A 16,671-nucleotide genomic window follows, 5' to 3' on the forward strand; every position below is an offset into this window, starting at 1 on the left:
TCTGCTTACAACAACGAAATCGGATAGCTGATAAAGACCCGGTTCTCGTCGAACTCGTTGGTGCTGAAGTCCCGGCGGATCGTCGCGTTGCGCCATTTCACGTTGAGGTTTTTCAACGGGCCGCTTTGCACCGTGTAGGCCAGCTCCGACTCGCGGCCCCATTCCTTGCCGTCGGTCACGGTGCCGGTGTGCACGTTGTCGCCGCTGATGTAGCGGTTCATCAGGGTCAGGCCTGGAATGCCGAGGGCGACGAAGTTGTAGTCGTGGCGCAGTTGCCAGGAGCGTTCCCTGGCGTTGTCATAACTGGCGTTGTAACTGTCGTTGGCCAGGGTGCCGCCGCTGGTGCCGTTGACGCGCATCCAGGCATCGTCACCGGAGAGTTTCTGCAGACCGACATAGAAGGTGTTGCCGCCGTATTTGGCCGAGAGCAGGGCGAAGGCGGTCTTGTTGTCGAGGTCACCGGCGCGGGCACTGCCGTCTTCCTTGCCGGTGAAAAAACCGAGGTTGGCACCCAGTGTCCAGTCGCCCAGCGGCTGGCTGTGGCTGACGTTGAAGTACTGCTGCTGGTAGATGTCGCTGAGTTCGGCGTACCACACGCCGACCAGGGTGCGTTTGTCGTTGAAGGTGTATTCGCCGCCGCCAAAGTTGAAGCGATCGGAAGTGAACGCGCCGCGGCCGTTCATTGACATGTCTTCCATGCTTGCGTCATTGCGTGGGCTGTTGCCGCGAAACTGACCGCCGTAGACGGACAGGCCGTTGATCTCGGTGGAGGTGATCTGGCCGCCGCGAAAGGTCTGCGGCAGTGAGCGTCCGTCGTCCGAACGCAGGATCGGCAACACCGGCATCCATTCGCCGACCTTCAGTTCGGTCTTCGACACCTTGGCTTTCAGCGCCACACCGAGCCGGCCGAAGTTGTCGGCCGGGCGCCCGTCATCGTGGATCGGCAGCAGTTGCGTGCCGCCGGTGCCTTTACCGCCGTCGAGCTTCTGTGAATACAGCCCCAGCACGTCGAGACCGAAACCGACAGTGCCTTGGGTGAAGCCGGATCTGGCGTCGAGGATGAAGTTCTGCGTCCACTCTTCAGCTTTGCCCTGCGGGTAGGCCGGGTTGACGAAGTTGCGATTGAAGTAGGCGTTGCGCAGGTTCAGCGTGGCCTTGCTGTCGTCGATAAAACCTTCGGCACCGGCGCTCATCGGCAGGGCGAGGGCGAGGCTGCTGCAGCCGATCAGGCTCAAGGTCGTGCGTGGGCGAGGGGCGGAAAAGCGCGAAGGGCGGACGGAATTGCAGACGAGTGTGCTCACTGTGACGCTCCCTGTTTCGGTTGTTGTTTTTATTATTTGTTATACGTCGTCGTACAACATGGTTGCGGATATTTCCTACGTTTTCGGGGAATGTCAACAGCAAGTTATACGATGACTTGCTGGCGTCTGAATGTTCAATTCGCCACCCGACCCTGTGGGAGCTGGCTGGCCAGCGATTGCGCAGTGTCATTCAACAAGGATGCTGGATATGCCGGCCTCATCGCTGGCAAGCCAGCTCCCACAGGGTTTGGTGGATGACAGGGATGAGTGTGTTGCCGGTCAATTTGCGGCAAACTTCACCCACGTTCCGCACAAGGCCTTTCCATGGATCAATACGCCCCGCGCAACTGGCAGCCCCACGAAAAGCCCAGCCTGCCCGGTTCCCCTTCGACGCCGTTGCACTCCAATCCCAAGCGCCTGGCGTATGCGCTGGTCGGTGTGCTGGTGGCGGTGACCGGTGGTTTGGGCAACTCGCTGGTGGTCGCCAACCTGCCTTACCTGCAAGGTGCGCTCGGGGCGACCACGGCGGAGATGGCCTGGTTGCCGGCGGCGTTCGTGATGACCAATGTGTCGATGAACCTGCTGCTGGTGAAGTTTCGCCAGCAGTTCGGTTTGCGCGCGTTCACCGAAGTGTTTCTGGTGCTGTATGCACTGGTGACCTTCGGCCATTTGTTCGTCAACGACCTGAACTCGGCGGTGGCGGTGCGGGCGGCCCACGGCATGGTCGGTGCGGCACTCAGTTCGCTGGGCCTGTATTACATGGTCCAGGCGTTTCCGGCGAAGTGGCGGATGAAGGCACTGGTGCTCGGCCTGGGCACGTCGCAACTGGCCTTGCCGCTGGCGCGGCTGTTTTCCGAGGACTTGTTGCAGATCGCCGAATGGCGTGGCCTGTACCTGTTCGAATTGGGCATGGCGCTGCTCTCGCTGGGCTGCGTATTGATGCTCAAGTTGCCGCCGGGCGATCGCTTCAAGACGTTCGAACCCCTCGACTTCCTCACCTTCGCCATTCTCGCCACCGGTGTAGCGCTGCTGTGCGCGGTGTTGTCGTTGGGGCGTATCGACTGGTGGCTGGAGGCCAACTGGATCGGCTATGCGCTGGCCGCCTCGATTGCCTTGATCCTCGCCGGTCTGGCCATCGAACATAATCGCAGCAACCCGCTGCTGATGACCCGCTGGCTCGGCAGCGGGACGATGATCCGCCTGGCGCTGGCGGTGACCCTGATTCGCATGGTCACCTCGGAGCAGTCCACCGGTGCGGTCGGTTTCATGCAGAACCTGAACATGGGCTATGAGCAGTTGCACAGCCTCTACGTGGTGATGCTGATCGGCAGTGTCGCGGGGCTGTTGACCAGTGCGCTGACCATTGACCCCAAACACCTGCTGATGCCGTTGATCATCTCGCTGGCGTTGATGGCCACCGGGTCGATGATGGACAGCTTTTCCAACAACCTGACCCGCCCGGAAAACCTCTACTTCAGTCAGTTCCTGCTGGCCTTCGGCAGCACGTTTTTCCTCGGCCCGACCATGGTCTTCGGTACTCGCAATGTGCTGACCAATCCACGCAACCTGGTGAGCTTTTCCGTGCTGTTCGGGATCTGCAACAACCTCGGCGGCCTGCTGGGCGCGGCACTTCTGGGCACCTTCCAGATCGCTCGGGAAAAATTTCATTCCAGTCACATTGTTGAGCACCTGACGTTGTCTGACCCGTTGGTGGCCGCGCGCGTGCAGAGCGGCGGTTCGGCGTACGGCTCGTTGCTGGCCGACCCGAGCCTGCGCAACCTGGCGGGTATTCGTAGTCTGTCGAATGCCGCGACTCGCGAGGCCAACGTGCTGGCCTACAACGATGTGTTCATGCTGATCGCCGTGATTGCGGTGCTGACCATGATCTGGCTGTCCATTCGTGCACTGTGGCTGATGAGCACCACCAAAGCCGTCGCCTCTGCGCCTTCCGTACCACCTAGCGGTGCTTCTACTTCATGACCGAACCGACCACCACAACCACCAATGCCATCGCTGCCACGCCTGAAGGTGCGGCGCCGCCGTCCTCGCCCAACACCGAACCGCGCTCGTTGCGGGTGCGGATCATCTCGTCGCTGGGCTTTGCCGCGATTGCCATCGTCGGCGTGTTGATCGTGTTGTATGCCTGGCAATTGCCGCCGTTCAGCAGCGCGGTGGAAACCACCGAAAACGCTCTGATACGCGGGCAGGTGACGATCATCGGGCCGCAGCTCAGCGGCTACGTGTTCGAGGTGCCGGTGCAGGATTTTCAGTACGTGAAGGCTGGTGATTTGCTCGTGCGTCTGGACGACCGGATTTATCAGCAACGCCTCGATCAGGCGCTGGCGCAACTGGCGGTGCAGAAAGCCGCGCTGGCTAACGTGGTGCAGCAGCGCAACAGTGCCGAAGCGACCATCAAGTTGCGTCAGGCGGTGCAGGCCGACAGTGAAGCGCAGTTGCGCAAAAGCGAGGCCGATCTGCGGCGCAACAAGGAGCTGGTGAGTGACGGCTCGGTGTCCAAGCGTGAAATGGACGTGGCGTTGGCGGCCAATGCGCAAAGTGTCGCGGCGGTGGCGCAAGCCAAGGCCAATCTGGAAATCGCCCGGCAGGACCTGCAAACGGTGATCGTCAATCGCGGTTCGCTGGAGGCGGCGGTGGCCAGCGCGGAAGCGGCGGTGCAACTGGCGCGGATTGACCTGTCGAACACCCGCATCGTCGCCCCGCGTGACGGCCAGCTCGGGCAGATTGGCGTGCGCCTCGGCGCCTACGTCAACTCCGGGGCGCAGTTGATGGCGCTGGTGCCGAACCAGAAATGGGTGATCGCCAACATGAAGGAAACCCAGATGGACAGCGTGCGCGTCGGGCAACCGGTGCGTTTCACCGTCGATGCGTTGAACCACCGCAGATTCACCGGTCACGTGCAGCATATTTCGCCGGGCACCGGTTCGGAATTCGCGCTGTTGCAAGCCGATAACGCCACCGGCAACTTCGTGAAAATCGCCCAGCGGGTGCCGGTGCGGATCACCATTGATGAGGGGCAGCAGGAAGAGGAGCGGTTGCGTCCGGGGATGTCGGTGGTGGTCAGTATTGATACCGCGGCGGGCGACACACAACCTCATTGACCCAATGCATAACCCTGTGGGAGCGAGCAAGCTCGCTCCCACAGTTGAACGGCGTTTATCCTGTGATCATCGGGGGCAGGGTGCCGAGTAGCGAAACCGCCGCCACCGCCCCCATCCCCAACAGCCATTCCAGCACCACACTGCGCTTGAGCGCGCCCATCCGTTGTTCGCAATCTTCAATCCGCAAGCGGTTGAACAGCGCCAGCGCCAGCATGCCCACCACCAGCGCCGCCTTGATCAGCAGAATCAGGGCAAAACCGCTGAACAACGGCGTTGGCCACCACTGGCCGGTCAGCACGCGCACGTTGATCAATCCGGTGATCAGCAGCCCTGCCACCAGCCAGTAACCGACACCGCTGAAGCGTCGCAACACCTCACGCGGCTGACTCGGCTGACGCAGAATCATCACCAGCAGCAACAGTCCGCCGAGCCACGCGGCGACGCAGGTGAGGTGGATGATCTGGTTGAGAATCAGCAACTGCCCGCTCAAGCCATCGAGCATCGCACCGTGACCGACCGGCGCCAGTGTTGCCAGCAGCGCGCCGCTCAAGCCCAGCCGTAACGCCAGGTTTGAACGCCACGGAGTGAACAGCAATGCCAGCAGCAGCGCATTGATCAGCAGGTGCCAGCGCCACACCTGGCCAAAAAACGTATTGCCCAGCACCAAGGCAACCGTGTCCACGTCAAACGCTGCCGCCGCCGAACCGGCCATGCTCGCCGTGATCAACAGCGCCCAGGCAATGCCGCTGGCCAGTGCAATGGCCGTCAGCCAACGCGTCAGGCGCGTCAACTGCCGATCCAGCGCCTGCGCTTCACCGTTGAGCAGCAACGGCCGGAACAGCCAGGTGCCGAACAGCATCAACACCACGGTGAAATGCAGGAAGCGGCACAGCACCAGCGCTTCATTCATCAATCACTGGCCAACCTTGAACTGATAGGCGCCTTCGCTTTTGTGCGTATCGACGGACACGGCGTGCCACTCGACTTTGTATTCACCCGCCGTCAGTGGTGCGGCGGGGGTGACGATCAGGGTTTTCTTGTCACCTTGGGTGGTCAGCAGCTTGAGCGCGATCGGTGCGCCATCCCTGGTCAAGGTGACTTTGGTGAAGCTGGCTTCGACGCCTTCGGAGAAGGTCAGGCGCAGGTCGGCCGGTGCAGTGACGGTGCTGTCGGCAGCCGGGGTCTGGCTTTTCAGGTGGGCGTGAGCCAACACGGAGGTGGCGGCGAACAGCGAAGCGAGCAGGGCAGTGGTGGTCAGGAGATTCTTGAACAGCATCGCGGATACCTCGTTGGCAGAATAAAAAGCGTCAGTTTAGCCACCCGCTGTCCTTCGTACGAAGTTTTGTTTGTCGCGGTCGCCCGCGCACCAGAGCGGATGCTAGTCTTGGGCAACGCTGTTGTCAGGGAGCCCACATGGGCAATCACAAGATCGAGATTCGTCGCAGTAACGTCGAGAAAATCCTGCTGGCGGCGGAAAAAGTCTTCGCCGAAAAAGGCTTCGGCGGCACCGCCATGGCCGACATCGCCGCCGAAGTGCAACTGCCGCGCTCCAACCTGCATTACTACTTTTCCACCAAGAGTGAGCTGTACAGCGCGGTGTTGTTCGACTTGCTGGAAGTGTGGAAGCAGGATGCGCTGTGTTTCGAAATGTTCGACGATCCACGGGTGGTGCTCAGCAGCTACATCCGCGCCAAGATGAACCATTCGCGCAGCCGGCCATACGGTTCGAAAGTCTGGGCTAACGAAATCATCCACGGCGCGCCGACGCTGGGCGAGGCGCTGGATGTGAGCCTGTACGACTGGGCGAAAATGAAAGAAGCGAAGATCCGCCAATGGGTGGAAGACCAGCGGATTCTGCCGGTGGAACCGTCGAGCCTGCTGTACATGATCTGGGCCTCGACCCAGCATTACGCCGACTTCGATCATCAAGTGAATATTCTCAACGAACACCAGCCGCTGTCGGACATGCAGTTCGAGCGGGCGGTGCAGACGGTGACCAGTGTGATCTTGCGTGGGATCGGGCTGGAGCCCTGAAAGTAAAAGCCGACCCTCACCCCAACCCTCTCCCGGAGGGAGAGGGAGCTGACCGAGGTGTGTTGAGAGGTACATCGACCTGTAAGACCGGGTCGATTATGGATTCAAAGCATCTCTCATCTATGAACCCCAGTCGATTTTGGATTCACAACAATACTTTCAGGTCGGCGGAGATTGGCAGCATCCCCCAATCGGTCCCCTCTCCCTTTGGGAGAGGGTTAGGGTGAGGGGGCTTTTGGATCAGCCGCCGGTCTAGACCGCAACGTGGTACGGATTCCTCGGATCATGGTTCCAGTCGAGAAACGGCTTGCCCGTCTCCATCGGCACCATTTCGATGCAGTCCTGCACCGGGCAGGTGATCTGGCACAGATTGCAGCCCACGCACTCGTCATCAATCACTTCATATTTATGCGTGCCGTCGGCCTGCTTCAGGCTGCTGATCGCCTGGTGTGAGGTGTCTTCGCAGGCAATGTGGCAACGCCCGCAACCGATGCACGCGTCCTGGTCGATCTTCGCAATCACCTGATAGTTGATGTCGAGGTACTTCCAGTCCGTGGTATTGCCCACCGCACGCCCGGAAAACTCGGCGATGTTGGCGTAGCCCTGACTGTCCATCCACCGCGACAAGCCGTCCTTCATCTCTTCGACAATGCGGAAGCCATGCAACATCGCCGCTGTGCACACCTGCACCGCGCCGCTGCCCAACGCCATGAATTCCGCCGCATCACGCCAACTGCCGATGCCGCCAATGCCACAAATCGGCAAGCCCTGGGTCTGCGGATCGCGGGCGATTTCGGCGACCATGTTCAGCGCAATCGGCTTGACCGCCGAGCCGCAGTAACCGCCATGGGTGCTTTTGCTGCCGACGGTGGGCAGGGCGACCATGTGTTCCAGATCGACACTGGTGATCGAGTTGATCGTATTGATCAGCGACACCGCATCGGCGCCACCGCGATGCGCGGCGCGGGCGGCGACGCGGATGTCGGTGATGTTCGGCGTCAGTTTGACGATCACCGGCAGCGAGCAATAAGTCTTGCACCAGCGGGTGACCTGCTCGACATACTCCGGCACCTGACCCACCGCCGCGCCCATGCCACGCTCGGGCATACCGTGCGGGCAACCGAAATTCAGCTCGATACCGTCAGCGCCGGTGGCTTCGACCAGCGGCAGGATGTGTTTCCACGATTCCTCCACGCACGGCACCATCAGCGAGACGATCAGCGCGCGGTCCGGCCAGTCTTTCTTGACCTGGGTGATCTCGCGCAGGTTGATCTCCAGCGAGCGGTCGGTGATCAGTTCGATGTTGTTGATGCCCAGCACTTCGCGGTTATTGCCGTAGTGTGCCGAGTAGCGCGACGAGACGTTAACCGCCGCCGGGTCCTCGCCGAGGGTTTTCCAGACCACGCCGCCCCAACCGGCCTCGAAGGCACGGACTACGTTGTAAGCCTTGTCGGTCGGCGGCGCGGAGGCCAGCCAGAACGGATTGGGGGCTTTGATACCGGCGAAGACAATCGAGAGATCGGCCATTTACGCAGCCTCCACGTTAAGCATCAGTTGAGCATTGATCGCCTCGGCGGCGCGTTTGCCGTGCTGCACGGCTTGCACGGTGAGGTCCTGATCGAGGCTGGTGCAGTCGCCGCCGGCATACACCCCGGGGATGCTGGTGCGCAGGTTGTCATCGACCTGGATTCGCTCGCCCTGACGCTTGAGTTCGCGGGCCAGCGGGTCGGCGAGGGCGCTGCTGTCGAAGGCCTGACCGATGGCTTTGAAGATCGCATCAGCCGCCAGTTCGAAGGTTTCGCCAGTGGTTTGCAGGCGTCCTTCGACCAGATGCGTGCGGGCGAAACGCATGCCGCGCACCTGGCCTTGCGCGTCGAGCAGCACTTCGTCCGGTTGCGCCCAGGTCAGCAGGCGTACCTGATTGGCTTTGGCGATGTCCTGTTCGTGGCCGGTGGCGCCCATGTCCGCCGCACCCCGGCGATACACCAGATTGACATCGCGGGCACCGAGGCGGGCCATTTGCACGGCCATGTCGATCGCGGTGTTGCCGGCGCCGAGGACGATGCAGCGCTCGGCCAGCGGCAGTTGCGAGAGGTCATCGGCCTGACGCAGTTCGCGGATGTAGTCGGTGGCGGCGAGCAGGCCGGGGGCGTCCTCGTGCTGCAGGCCGAGCTGTTTGCTGGCATTGAGGCCGAGGCCGAGGAACACCGCGTCGAATTGCTGATGCAATTCGCTGAGGGTCAGGTTGTCGCCGAGTTTCTGCCCGTGGCGAATCTCGATGCCGCCGATCTGCAGGAGGAAATCCAGTTCCTTTTGCGCGTAGTCGTCGACCAGTTTGTATTTGGCGATCCCGTATTCGTTGAGGCCGCCGGCTTTCTCCCGCGCTTCGAAAATCACCACGTCATGCCCGTGCATGGCGCTGCGATGAGCGCAGGACAATCCCGCGGGCCCGGCGCCGACCACGGCGATGCGTTTGCCGCTGCTGGCGGCGCGCTGGAACGGGTGCTCGGTGAAGTGCGCGTTGTCCACGGCGTAGCGTTGCAGCAGGCCGATCAGCACCGGCGCGCATTCCTGCGCGTTGTTGCGCACGCAGGCTTGCTGGCAGAGGATTTCGGTCGGACAAACCCGCGCACAACTGCCGCCGAGGATATTCGCCGAAAGGATTTTCTGCGCTGCACCGGGCACGTTGTCCTGGTGGATGTTGCGGATGAACGACGGAATGTCGATCTCGCTCGGGCACGCATTGACGCACGGCGCGTCGTAGCAATACAGGCAGCGCGAGGCTTCCAGATGCGCCTGCCGGGCGTTGAGCGGTGGCGCCAGATCGGTGAAATGGCCGGCGAGGGCGGCGGCGCTTTCGTGTGGGTGCGGGAGATGGTTCAGGGTCTCGATCACGGTTTTTTGCCTCACGGTTATTTGAGGTTTCTGCCTCTGTCGGGCAGTGGTTTTTGTGGCGTTCGGGATGGCCTCTTCGCGAGCAAGCTCGCTCCCACATTTGGAATGCATTCCCCTGTGGGAGCGAGCTTGCTCGCGAAGGCCGAAGGCCTGGATTTCAGCGTTTCACAGCAATCGGTTTATGCAACTCAGCCCGCTTGCTCAGCAAATCAAACACCGCCGGATACGCCGGCCGTTCGATGTAGCGCCCGGCCCCGCGCTCGGCGCGCAGGTCGCCGTCCGCCCAGACCACTTTGCCCTGGCTGACGGTATGGCTCGGCACGCCGCGCACGGTCTTGCCTTCGAAGATGTTGAAGTCCACCTGCTGATGGTGGGTCTTGGCGGAGATGGTGCGCGTACCTTGCGGGTCCCACAGCACCAGGTCGGCATCGGCGCCAACGCGAATCGCGCCTTTGCGCGGGTAGAGGTTGAAGATTTTCGCAGTGTTGGTGGAGGTGAGGGCGACGAAGTCCTGCATCGACAAACGCCCGCTGTTGACCCCTTCGTCCCACAACACTGCCATGCGGTCTTCGATGCCGGCGGTGCCGTTGGGGATCTTGCTGAAGTCGTCGCGCCCGGCGGCTTTTTGCTCGGCGCAGAAGCAGCAGTGGTCGGTGGCGGTGGTGTGCAGATTGCCGCTTTGCAGGCCATGCCACAGCGCTTGCTGATGCCCGCGCGGCCGGAACGGCGGGCTCATCACGTAACCGGCGGCGGTCTGCCAGTCCGGGTGCTGATAGACGCTGTCGTCGAGCAGCAGATGCCCGGCCAGCACTTCGCCGTACACCGGTTGGCCCTTGCTGCGGGCATAGGTGATTTCGTCGAGGGCTTCCTTGGTGGAAACGTGCACCAGGTACAACGGCGTACCGATGGTTTCGGCGATGCGAATCGCCCGGCTCGCCGCTTCGCCTTCCACCTGCGACGGCCGCGACAGCGGATGCGCTTCCGGCCCGGTGATGCCCTGGGCCATCAACTTGCGTTGCAGGTGATAGACCAGCTCGCCGTTTTCCGCATGCACGGTCGGCACCGCGCCGAGTTCCAGGCAGCGCTCGAAACTCGCCACCAGCGTGTCGTCGGCGGCCATGATCGCGTTCTTGTAGGCCATGAAATGCTTGAAGCTGTTGATCCCGTGATGGCTGACCAGCTCGGCCATCTCCTCACGCACCTGCTCGCTCCACCAGGTGATCGCGACGTGGAAGCCATAGTCGGACGCGGACTTCTCGGCCCAGCCGCGCCACTGATGAAAGGCTTCCATCAGTGACTGTTGCGGATTGGGAATCACGAAGTCGATGATCGAGGTGGTGCCACCGGCCAGACCGGCCGCCGTGCCACTGAAGAAGTCTTCACTGGCCACGGTGCCCATGAAGGGCAGTTGCATGTGGGTGTGTGGGTCGATGCCGCCGGGCATCAGGTATTGACCGCTGCCATCGAGCACTTCGGCGTCGGCGGGAATATCAAGGTGTTCACCAATGGCTTTGATCACGCCGTCGGCGCAATAGACGTCGGCGCGATAACTTTCATCATGGGTAACAACGGTGGCGCCACGGATCAACAGAGACATTCCGAGTTCCTCGCAGGCATGACCGACTGGTATCGGTTCTATATGTTTTATTGATGTACAGCGATGAACGGCGTATTCCTGTCATGGCTGTCAGGAATAGAAACTAGTCGCAGTTTTGAAATTGATCAAGATTATTTTTTATAAGCTTATGAATGTTTTAAGTGTTTGAAAAATAAAGATAAAAAACATAAATCACCAAAATGGTGAGGCTGTTCACCATTTTGACGCACTTGACAGGATGGAAATATGAGCAAGATTTCCTATGTGAAATCAGCCGCTTGAAGTTGAGCTGCGGTCGATCGCCCCGAATGAAAAAAATTGCAGTGCACCAGATTGAGTCCTGACAGTTCGAACAACTTGGCAAACGTTTAGCCTGAGCGTGCAGACAGGTTTTCACGGACTCTCTCGATAAATAATTAAAACCGAGCAATATCAGAAAGTTGCAATGTGTTTGAACCACGGCCCGATGCGTAAGCGGGGCACCCGGCACGTTTATTGATGCCGCCGCTGACACCATGGCCGGTACACGAAAGTTGTCAGTTCCTCCGGCCATCGTCCGGCTCGCACTCTGGTGTGCAGCCGCCTGATGAGCAAAAAAATAATCAGAAGAACAGTGGAGCGGCCATGCAACAGAACAGATCGCAAGTGACCGAGCGCGACGGCTTGTTCGAACTCGAAGCCGGCAGCGACGTCCTCGACAGTCCCCGTTACAACCACGACATGGCACCGACCAAGGTGCGCGAACGAACCTGGAACAAATGGCACATCACCGCGCTGTGGGTCGGCATGTCGGTGTGCGTGCCGACCTACACCCTCGGCGGCGTGCTCACCGCGTATTTCGGCCTGAGCGTGGGCGAAGCGCTGATGGCGATTCTGCTGGCCAACGTCATTGTGCTGATCCCGCTCACGCTCAACGCTTTCCCGGGCACCAAGTACGGGATTCCATTCCCGGTGCTGCTGCGTTCCTCGTTCGGCGTGCTCGGCTCCAACGTGCCGTGCCTGATTCGCGCGCTGGTGGCGTGTGGCTGGTTCGGCATTCAAACGATGTTTGGCGGCCTGGCGATTCACCTGTTTCTCGGTTCGGTGTTCGAGGGCTGGAAATCCCTGGGCGGCACCGGCGAGGTGATCGGCTTCATGATCTTCTGGTCGCTGAACCTGTGGGTGGTGATTCGTGGCGCCGAGTCGATCAAATGGCTGGAAACCCTGTCTGCGCCGTTGCTGGTGGCGGTCGGCATTGGCTTGCTGATGTGGGCGATGCCCAATGTGTCGATGACCGAGCTGCTGGCGATTCCACCGAAACGCCCGGAAGGCGCCAGTGTGGTCAGTTACTTCGCCGCCGGGCTGACCGCGATGGTGGGCTTCTGGGCCACGTTGTCGCTGAATATTCCTGACTTCAGCCGTTACGCCAAGAGCCAGAAGGATCAGATCCTCGGGCAGATTTTCGGCTTGCCACTGACCATGTTCCTGTTCGCCTCGCTGGGTGTGGTGATGACCGCCGCGTCGGTGAAACTGGTGGGTGTCACGGTGTCCGATCCGGTCAGTCTGATCGGCCACATTCAAAGCCCGGTGTGGGTCGCGGTGGCCATGGCGCTGATCATCATCGCCACGCTGTCGACCAACACCGCAGCGAACATTGTTTCGCCGACCAACGACTTCCAGAACATTGCGCCCAAGGTCATCAACCGCACCAAAGCAGTGTTGCTCACCGGGTTGGTCGGGCTGGCCTTGATGGCCCACGAACTGCTGAAAAAGCTGGGGCTGATCGTTTCCGACGTCAGCCTGGAGACCGTGTATTCCAACTGGCTGCTGGGCTATTCGAGCCTGCTCGGGCCGATCGCCGGGATCATGGTGGTGGATTATTTCCTGATCAAAAAACAGCAACTGGACCTGGCCGGGTTGTACCGCGACGACGTGTATCCGGCGTGGAACTGGGCCGGATTTACCGCGTTTGGCGTGCCGGTGGTGTTGACCCTGTTGTCGCTGGGCAGCGATGCGTTCAGTTGGTTCTACAGCTACGGCTGGTTCACCGGCTCGGCGCTGGGCGGGGTGATTTATTACGGGTTGTGCGTGATGCGGGCGCAGCCTTCGGTCATGAAAACAGCGGTGTAAGGGAAGGCCTCATCGCTGGCAAGCCAGCTCCCACAGGGATCGAGTCGTACACAAATTGTGGGCACACCCAAAAAACTGTGGGAGCTGGCTTGCCAGCGATGGCGGCCCAAAAAGCACCACAGAAATATCATAAGAAACTGCCTGAGGAGATCAACATGAACGCAGCCGTAGACGTTCTGCAATCCACCCATCAGCACATCAACCGCGACCGCCTCTGGGCCTCGCTCATGGAACTGGCCAAGCTCGGCGCCACGGTCAAGGGCGGGGTCTGTCGCCTGGCCCTGACCGACCTCGACCGCCAGGCCCGCGACCTCTTCGTGCAATGGTGCAAGGACGCCGGGTGCAGCGTCACGGTCGATCAGGTGGGCAACATCTTCGCCCGCCGTCCGGGGCGTAATCCCGATCTGCCGCCGGTGATGACCGGCAGCCACATCGACACTCAGCCCACCGGCGGCAAGTTCGACGGCTGCTTTGGCGTGCTCGCCGGCGTCGAAGTGTTGCGCACCCTCAATGACCTCGGCGTGGAAACCGAAGCGCCGCTGGAGGTGGTGGTCTGGACCAACGAAGAGGGCTCACGTTTCGCCCCATGCATGATGGGCTCCGGAGTGTTTGCCGAAAAATTCACCCTCGAAGAAACCCTGGCCAAGGTCGATGCCGAGGGCGTCACCGTCGGCGAAGCGCTCAACGCCATCGGCTATGCCGGGCCGCGCAAAGTCAGCGGGCACAAGGTCGGCGCGTATTTCGAGGCGCACATCGAGCAAGGCCCGATCCTTGAAGACCAACAGAAAACCATCGGCGTGGTGCTCGGCGCGCTCGGGCAGAAGTGGTTCGACCTCAAGCTGCGCGGCGTTGAAGCCCATGCCGGGCCGACGCCGATGCACCTGCGCAAGGACGCCCTGGTCGGTGCCTCGGTGATCGTCGGTGCGGTCAACCGCGCCGCCCTCGGCCATCAACCCCACGCCTGTGGCACCGTCGGTTGCCTGCAGGCCTATCCTGGCTCGCGCAACGTCATCCCCGGCGAAGTGCGCATGACCCTCGATTTTCGTCATCTGGAGCCGGCACGCCTGGATTCGATGATCGCCGAGTTGAAACACGTCATCGACGCCACCTGCGAAGAGCACGGGCTGACCTATGAACTGACCCCGACCGCCGATTTCCCGCCGCTGTACTTCGAGAAGGGCTGTGTGACGGCGGTGCGCGGCGCGGCGAAAGGGCTGGGTCTGTCGCACATGGACATCGTCAGTGGCGCCGGGCATGACGCGATTTTCCTCGCCGAACTCGGCCCGGCCGGAATGATTTTTGTGCCGTGCGAAGGCGGCATCAGCCACAACGAAATCGAAAACGCCGCGCCGGATGACCTGGCGGCGGGGTGTGCCGTGTTGTTGCGGGCGATGCTGGCGGCTTCGGCGATGGTGGCGAGCGGTCAACGCGCAGCGTGAGCGCGCATTAAAAACGGGATAACCACTCAACAGCGGCTATCCCGTTGTCATTGTTCAGACGTCGAAATCTCTTCGTCTTGTCATGTTTCCGTCATCAGAGTGTGCAATTTTGCCCCTGCCTGAAACATGGGGTAACGGGTTCGGAGTGGGGGGGTAACAGGAAAACCACCTGTCCAATACCGTTACGCAATTGGGCTACCCTGAGCTGATCGCCGAGAGCGCGGTGCGCATTTCCATCGCAGAACAACAGTGTCAGGTTGCCTATGAACGAATTCTCACCGGCATCGCTCAGGCCCTGAATTTACCGCTGAGCGCATCGGCAGCACGGCTTGAGGAGCATGTTTTGTGAGAGTGGTGACGTCCGGTTCGGCTTATCTGGACATTGATGCATACGCCTGCTGCATTGCGTATGCCGAACTGCTGAACTGCCAGGGCGTGGCGGCCCGGGCGGTCAGCGGTGCGCCGCTCAATGCCAGCATTCCCCAGCGCCTCAAGGTTAATGGCGACTCGCTCGACGATTACCTGCCGACAGCAATGGATGAGTTTGTTCTGGTGGATGTTTCGGACTATCACCATTTCGACCCGCTGGTGGTGCTCGACCGGGTGGTGGAAGTCATCGACCATCATCCCGGCTACGAGCAGTACTGGGCGCAGAGACTTGGCTCTGCCGCTGATATCCAGCCGATCGGTGCTGCGGCCACACAGGTCTTTCAGCGTTGGGACAAGGCTGACTTGTTGCCGAAAATCAGTCAGCAAAGCGCTGCGCTCCTGGCTACGGCTATACTCGACAACACCCTGAATTTCACCGGGCAAATGACTACGGCGCAGGATGTGCAGGCGTATGCGGTGCTCGCGCGGCTGGCGAGTTTGTCGGCGGACTGGCCAGAGCAATATTTCATCGAGTGCCAGGCTGCCGTTGGATCTGATATTGCCGCCGCTTTGGCCGCCGATCTGAAACAGATGAAGCCTGAATCCGGTCTGCCGCAGATATTCGCGCAAATGACAGTGTGGGATGCCGACATCTTGCTGCAAAGGCATCGCTCAACGATCAATCGCTGGATGGCGGAGCAGGGCGACGACTGGCTGTTGAACCTGATCAGCATCCGCGACCGCAAAAGCTGCTTTCTGGCGCCAGCCGAGGTTAGCCAGGCAAAGCTCGATCATTTATTGCCACTCGACTGGCAGGCCGGATTGGCTGTTCGCAAGCCTTCCATGCTACGCAAGGAATTACTGAAACTGGGACTGTGCGCTGGCCATCAAGGCGCGCCAAACACCATCGTCCAGTAAACCCCTTCATCGCTGCGCGCCTCACTGGCGAAGCCGGCGCCGACCTGGGTGAACATCGGGTTCATCAGGTTGGCGCAATGCCCGGGGCTGGCCAGCCATCCTGCCATCGCCTTGCCCGGTGAGCTCTGCCCGGCGGCAATATTTTCGCCGATTTGCCGGCCACGGTAGCCCGCTGCCCGGGCGCGGTCGGCGGGCAGGTCACCGTCCGGATCGCGGTGAGCGAAATAGTTGCCGTAGGCCATCGCTTTGCTGTGGCCCTGCGCGGCGGCGCCGAGCGCGGCATTCCAGCTTAAGGGGCGGGCGGCGGCGAACCGCTGACGGCCACACATTCTTGGGCGCGCCCGGGCGGCGTTGACCTCGGCGAGCAACGCCTTGCCGACGCTGCGGTTATCACCAACACGACTGTCGAGCACCGGCTGTGCCAGCACCACTTGCCATTCATTGCGCGAACGACTGACGCCGATGTCGGCGTAGCTCGCATCCAGCAACGCGGCGCAGTGGTCGTTCTGCAGCAGGTCGAAGGCTGCTTCGGCGTCCTCGGCACCGACCACGCGAATACTGCGCACCGCCACGGCGGAATACCCGGACGACTTCAACGCTTCACGCATGCCACCGGCGTAGCGATAACCGATCGGCAAGGCCAGGTTCGACTTCAATGCCAAGGGCGCCAGGCGTTGTGCGGGGCGGCGATCGCAGCGTTGCGGATGGGCACGGTAGTCATTGATGGCCGCCACCAGTTGCCGTTCCGCACCCGCATGGGCGGTTTCAGCGAACAGCGGCGAAAGGATCAGCAGGCACAGCGAAACGAAGCGAGACGAACGGACGGCGTGGCGCATGGGACAGACAGCTCTGAAAAAGGGGAACAGCGCTTGAGTGGGGTTCACCGCAGA

13 protein-coding genes are annotated in these 16,671 nt (G+C 61.1%); 6 read left to right on the top strand and 7 right to left on the bottom strand.

The features are described 5' to 3' along the window. Nucleotides 1–5 precede the first annotated feature (5 nt). On the bottom strand, nt 6–1,301 hold the full coding sequence (locus tag PseuLF5_RS00465; protein WP_340132656.1) for an OprD family porin: 1,296 nt from the start codon (nt 1,299–1,301) through the stop codon (nt 6–8). Between the two features lie 324 nt (nt 1,302–1,625). Between PseuLF5_RS00465 and PseuLF5_RS00470 the strand changes: the two genes are divergently transcribed. Together PseuLF5_RS00470 and PseuLF5_RS00475 are read left to right on the top strand one after the other, a co-directional pair. Continuing rightward, nucleotides 1,626–3,281 carry an MFS transporter gene (locus PseuLF5_RS00470; RefSeq protein ID WP_336346395.1) on the top strand — a complete coding sequence of 552 codons (1,656 nt, stop codon included), beginning with the start codon at nt 1,626–1,628 and terminating at the stop codon, nt 3,279–3,281. Next, entirely contained in the window at nt 3,278–4,420 is a 1,143-nt protein-coding gene (locus tag PseuLF5_RS00475) for an HlyD family secretion protein (RefSeq protein WP_128615090.1), read from the top strand. Before PseuLF5_RS00470 ends, PseuLF5_RS00475 begins: the two co-directional genes overlap by 4 nt. Before the next feature lie 55 nt (nt 4,421–4,475). On the opposite strand, the gene copD is transcribed toward PseuLF5_RS00475, so the two are convergent. Next, nucleotides 4,476–5,330, bottom strand: a complete 855-nt coding sequence (gene copD / locus PseuLF5_RS00480) for a copper homeostasis membrane protein CopD (RefSeq protein ID WP_340132660.1) — start codon at nt 5,328–5,330, stop codon at nt 4,476–4,478. 3 nt (nt 5,331–5,333) lie between these two features. After that, on the bottom strand, nt 5,334–5,696 hold the full coding sequence (gene copC / locus PseuLF5_RS00485) for a copper homeostasis periplasmic binding protein CopC (protein WP_340132661.1): 363 nt from the start codon (nt 5,694–5,696) through the stop codon (nt 5,334–5,336). 137 nt (nt 5,697–5,833) lie between these two features. On the opposite strand from copC, the gene PseuLF5_RS00490 reads away from it, so the two are divergent. Continuing rightward, nucleotides 5,834–6,454, top strand: coding sequence for a TetR/AcrR family transcriptional regulator (locus tag PseuLF5_RS00490; protein ID WP_064587091.1), 621 nt, complete (start codon nt 5,834–5,836; stop codon nt 6,452–6,454). Nucleotides 6,455–6,706: 252 nt separating this feature from the next. On the opposite strand, the gene preA is transcribed toward PseuLF5_RS00490, so the two are convergent. The 3 genes from preA to hydA form a co-directional block, all read right to left on the bottom strand. Next, nucleotides 6,707–7,981, bottom strand: coding sequence for an NAD-dependent dihydropyrimidine dehydrogenase subunit PreA (gene preA, locus PseuLF5_RS00495; RefSeq protein ID WP_123462644.1), 1,275 nt, complete (start codon nt 7,979–7,981; stop codon nt 6,707–6,709). Beyond that, nucleotides 7,982–9,349 carry an NAD(P)-dependent oxidoreductase gene (locus tag PseuLF5_RS00500; RefSeq protein WP_123462964.1) on the bottom strand — a complete coding sequence of 456 codons (1,368 nt, stop codon included), beginning with the start codon at nt 9,347–9,349 and terminating at the stop codon, nt 7,982–7,984. It abuts the gene before it with no gap. A 157-nt stretch (nt 9,350–9,506) separates the two neighbouring features. Then, nucleotides 9,507–10,946 carry a dihydropyrimidinase gene (gene hydA / locus PseuLF5_RS00505; RefSeq protein WP_340132662.1) on the bottom strand — a complete coding sequence of 480 codons (1,440 nt, stop codon included), beginning with the start codon at nt 10,944–10,946 and terminating at the stop codon, nt 9,507–9,509. Between the two features lie 624 nt (nt 10,947–11,570). On the opposite strand from hydA, the gene PseuLF5_RS00510 reads away from it, so the two are divergent. The 3 genes from PseuLF5_RS00510 to PseuLF5_RS00520 all read left to right on the top strand — a co-directional run bounded on the left by PseuLF5_RS00510 (nt 11,571) and on the right by PseuLF5_RS00520 (nt 15,781). Next, nucleotides 11,571–13,055, top strand: coding sequence for an NCS1 family nucleobase:cation symporter-1 (locus PseuLF5_RS00510; protein WP_340132663.1), 1,485 nt, complete (start codon nt 11,571–11,573; stop codon nt 13,053–13,055). 155 nt (nt 13,056–13,210) lie between these two features. Next, the gene (locus tag PseuLF5_RS00515; RefSeq protein ID WP_340132664.1) at nt 13,211–14,494 is read left to right on the top strand and encodes a Zn-dependent hydrolase; all 1,284 of its coding nucleotides are present in this window, start codon (nt 13,211–13,213) and stop codon (nt 14,492–14,494) included. Between the two features lie 345 nt (nt 14,495–14,839). Next, the gene (locus tag PseuLF5_RS00520; protein ID WP_267804541.1) at nt 14,840–15,781 is read left to right on the top strand and encodes a DHH family phosphoesterase; all 942 of its coding nucleotides are present in this window, start codon (nt 14,840–14,842) and stop codon (nt 15,779–15,781) included. Here the strand turns inward: PseuLF5_RS00520 and PseuLF5_RS00525 are convergent. Continuing rightward, nucleotides 15,751–16,617: a CAP domain-containing protein gene (locus PseuLF5_RS00525; protein WP_186744241.1), complete on the bottom strand. Its 867-nt coding sequence runs from the start codon at nt 16,615–16,617 to the stop codon at nt 15,751–15,753. The genes PseuLF5_RS00520 and PseuLF5_RS00525 overlap by 31 nt on opposite strands. Between the last annotated feature and the right edge of the window lie 54 nt (nt 16,618–16,671).

The sequence above is a fragment of the Pseudomonas sp. LF-5 genome, from assembly GCF_037626295.1.
GTDB lineage: Bacteria > Pseudomonadota > Gammaproteobacteria > Pseudomonadales > Pseudomonadaceae > Aquipseudomonas > Aquipseudomonas monsensis.

What these genes read in the sequence shown, in the direction of transcription:
- hydA (WP_340132662.1), bottom strand. Translation starts at nt 10,946, where the DNA reads ATGTCTCTGTTGATCCGTGGCGCCACCGTTGTTACCCATGATGAAAGT.
- copD (WP_340132660.1), bottom strand. Translation starts at nt 5,330, where the DNA reads ATGAATGAAGCGCTGGTGCTGTGCCGCTTCCTGCATTTCACCGTGGTG.
- preA (WP_123462644.1), bottom strand. Translation starts at nt 7,981, where the DNA reads ATGGCCGATCTCTCGATTGTCTTCGCCGGTATCAAAGCCCCCAATCCG.
- PseuLF5_RS00490 (WP_064587091.1), top strand. Translation starts at nt 5,834, where the DNA reads ATGGGCAATCACAAGATCGAGATTCGTCGCAGTAACGTCGAGAAAATC.
- PseuLF5_RS00510 (WP_340132663.1), top strand. Translation starts at nt 11,571, where the DNA reads ATGCAACAGAACAGATCGCAAGTGACCGAGCGCGACGGCTTGTTCGAA.
- PseuLF5_RS00475 (WP_128615090.1), top strand. Translation starts at nt 3,278, where the DNA reads ATGACCGAACCGACCACCACAACCACCAATGCCATCGCTGCCACGCCT.
- copC (WP_340132661.1), bottom strand. Translation starts at nt 5,696, where the DNA reads ATGCTGTTCAAGAATCTCCTGACCACCACTGCCCTGCTCGCTTCGCTG.
- PseuLF5_RS00470 (WP_336346395.1), top strand. Translation starts at nt 1,626, where the DNA reads ATGGATCAATACGCCCCGCGCAACTGGCAGCCCCACGAAAAGCCCAGC.
- PseuLF5_RS00525 (WP_186744241.1), bottom strand. Translation starts at nt 16,617, where the DNA reads ATGCGCCACGCCGTCCGTTCGTCTCGCTTCGTTTCGCTGTGCCTGCTG.
- PseuLF5_RS00515 (WP_340132664.1), top strand. Translation starts at nt 13,211, where the DNA reads ATGAACGCAGCCGTAGACGTTCTGCAATCCACCCATCAGCACATCAAC.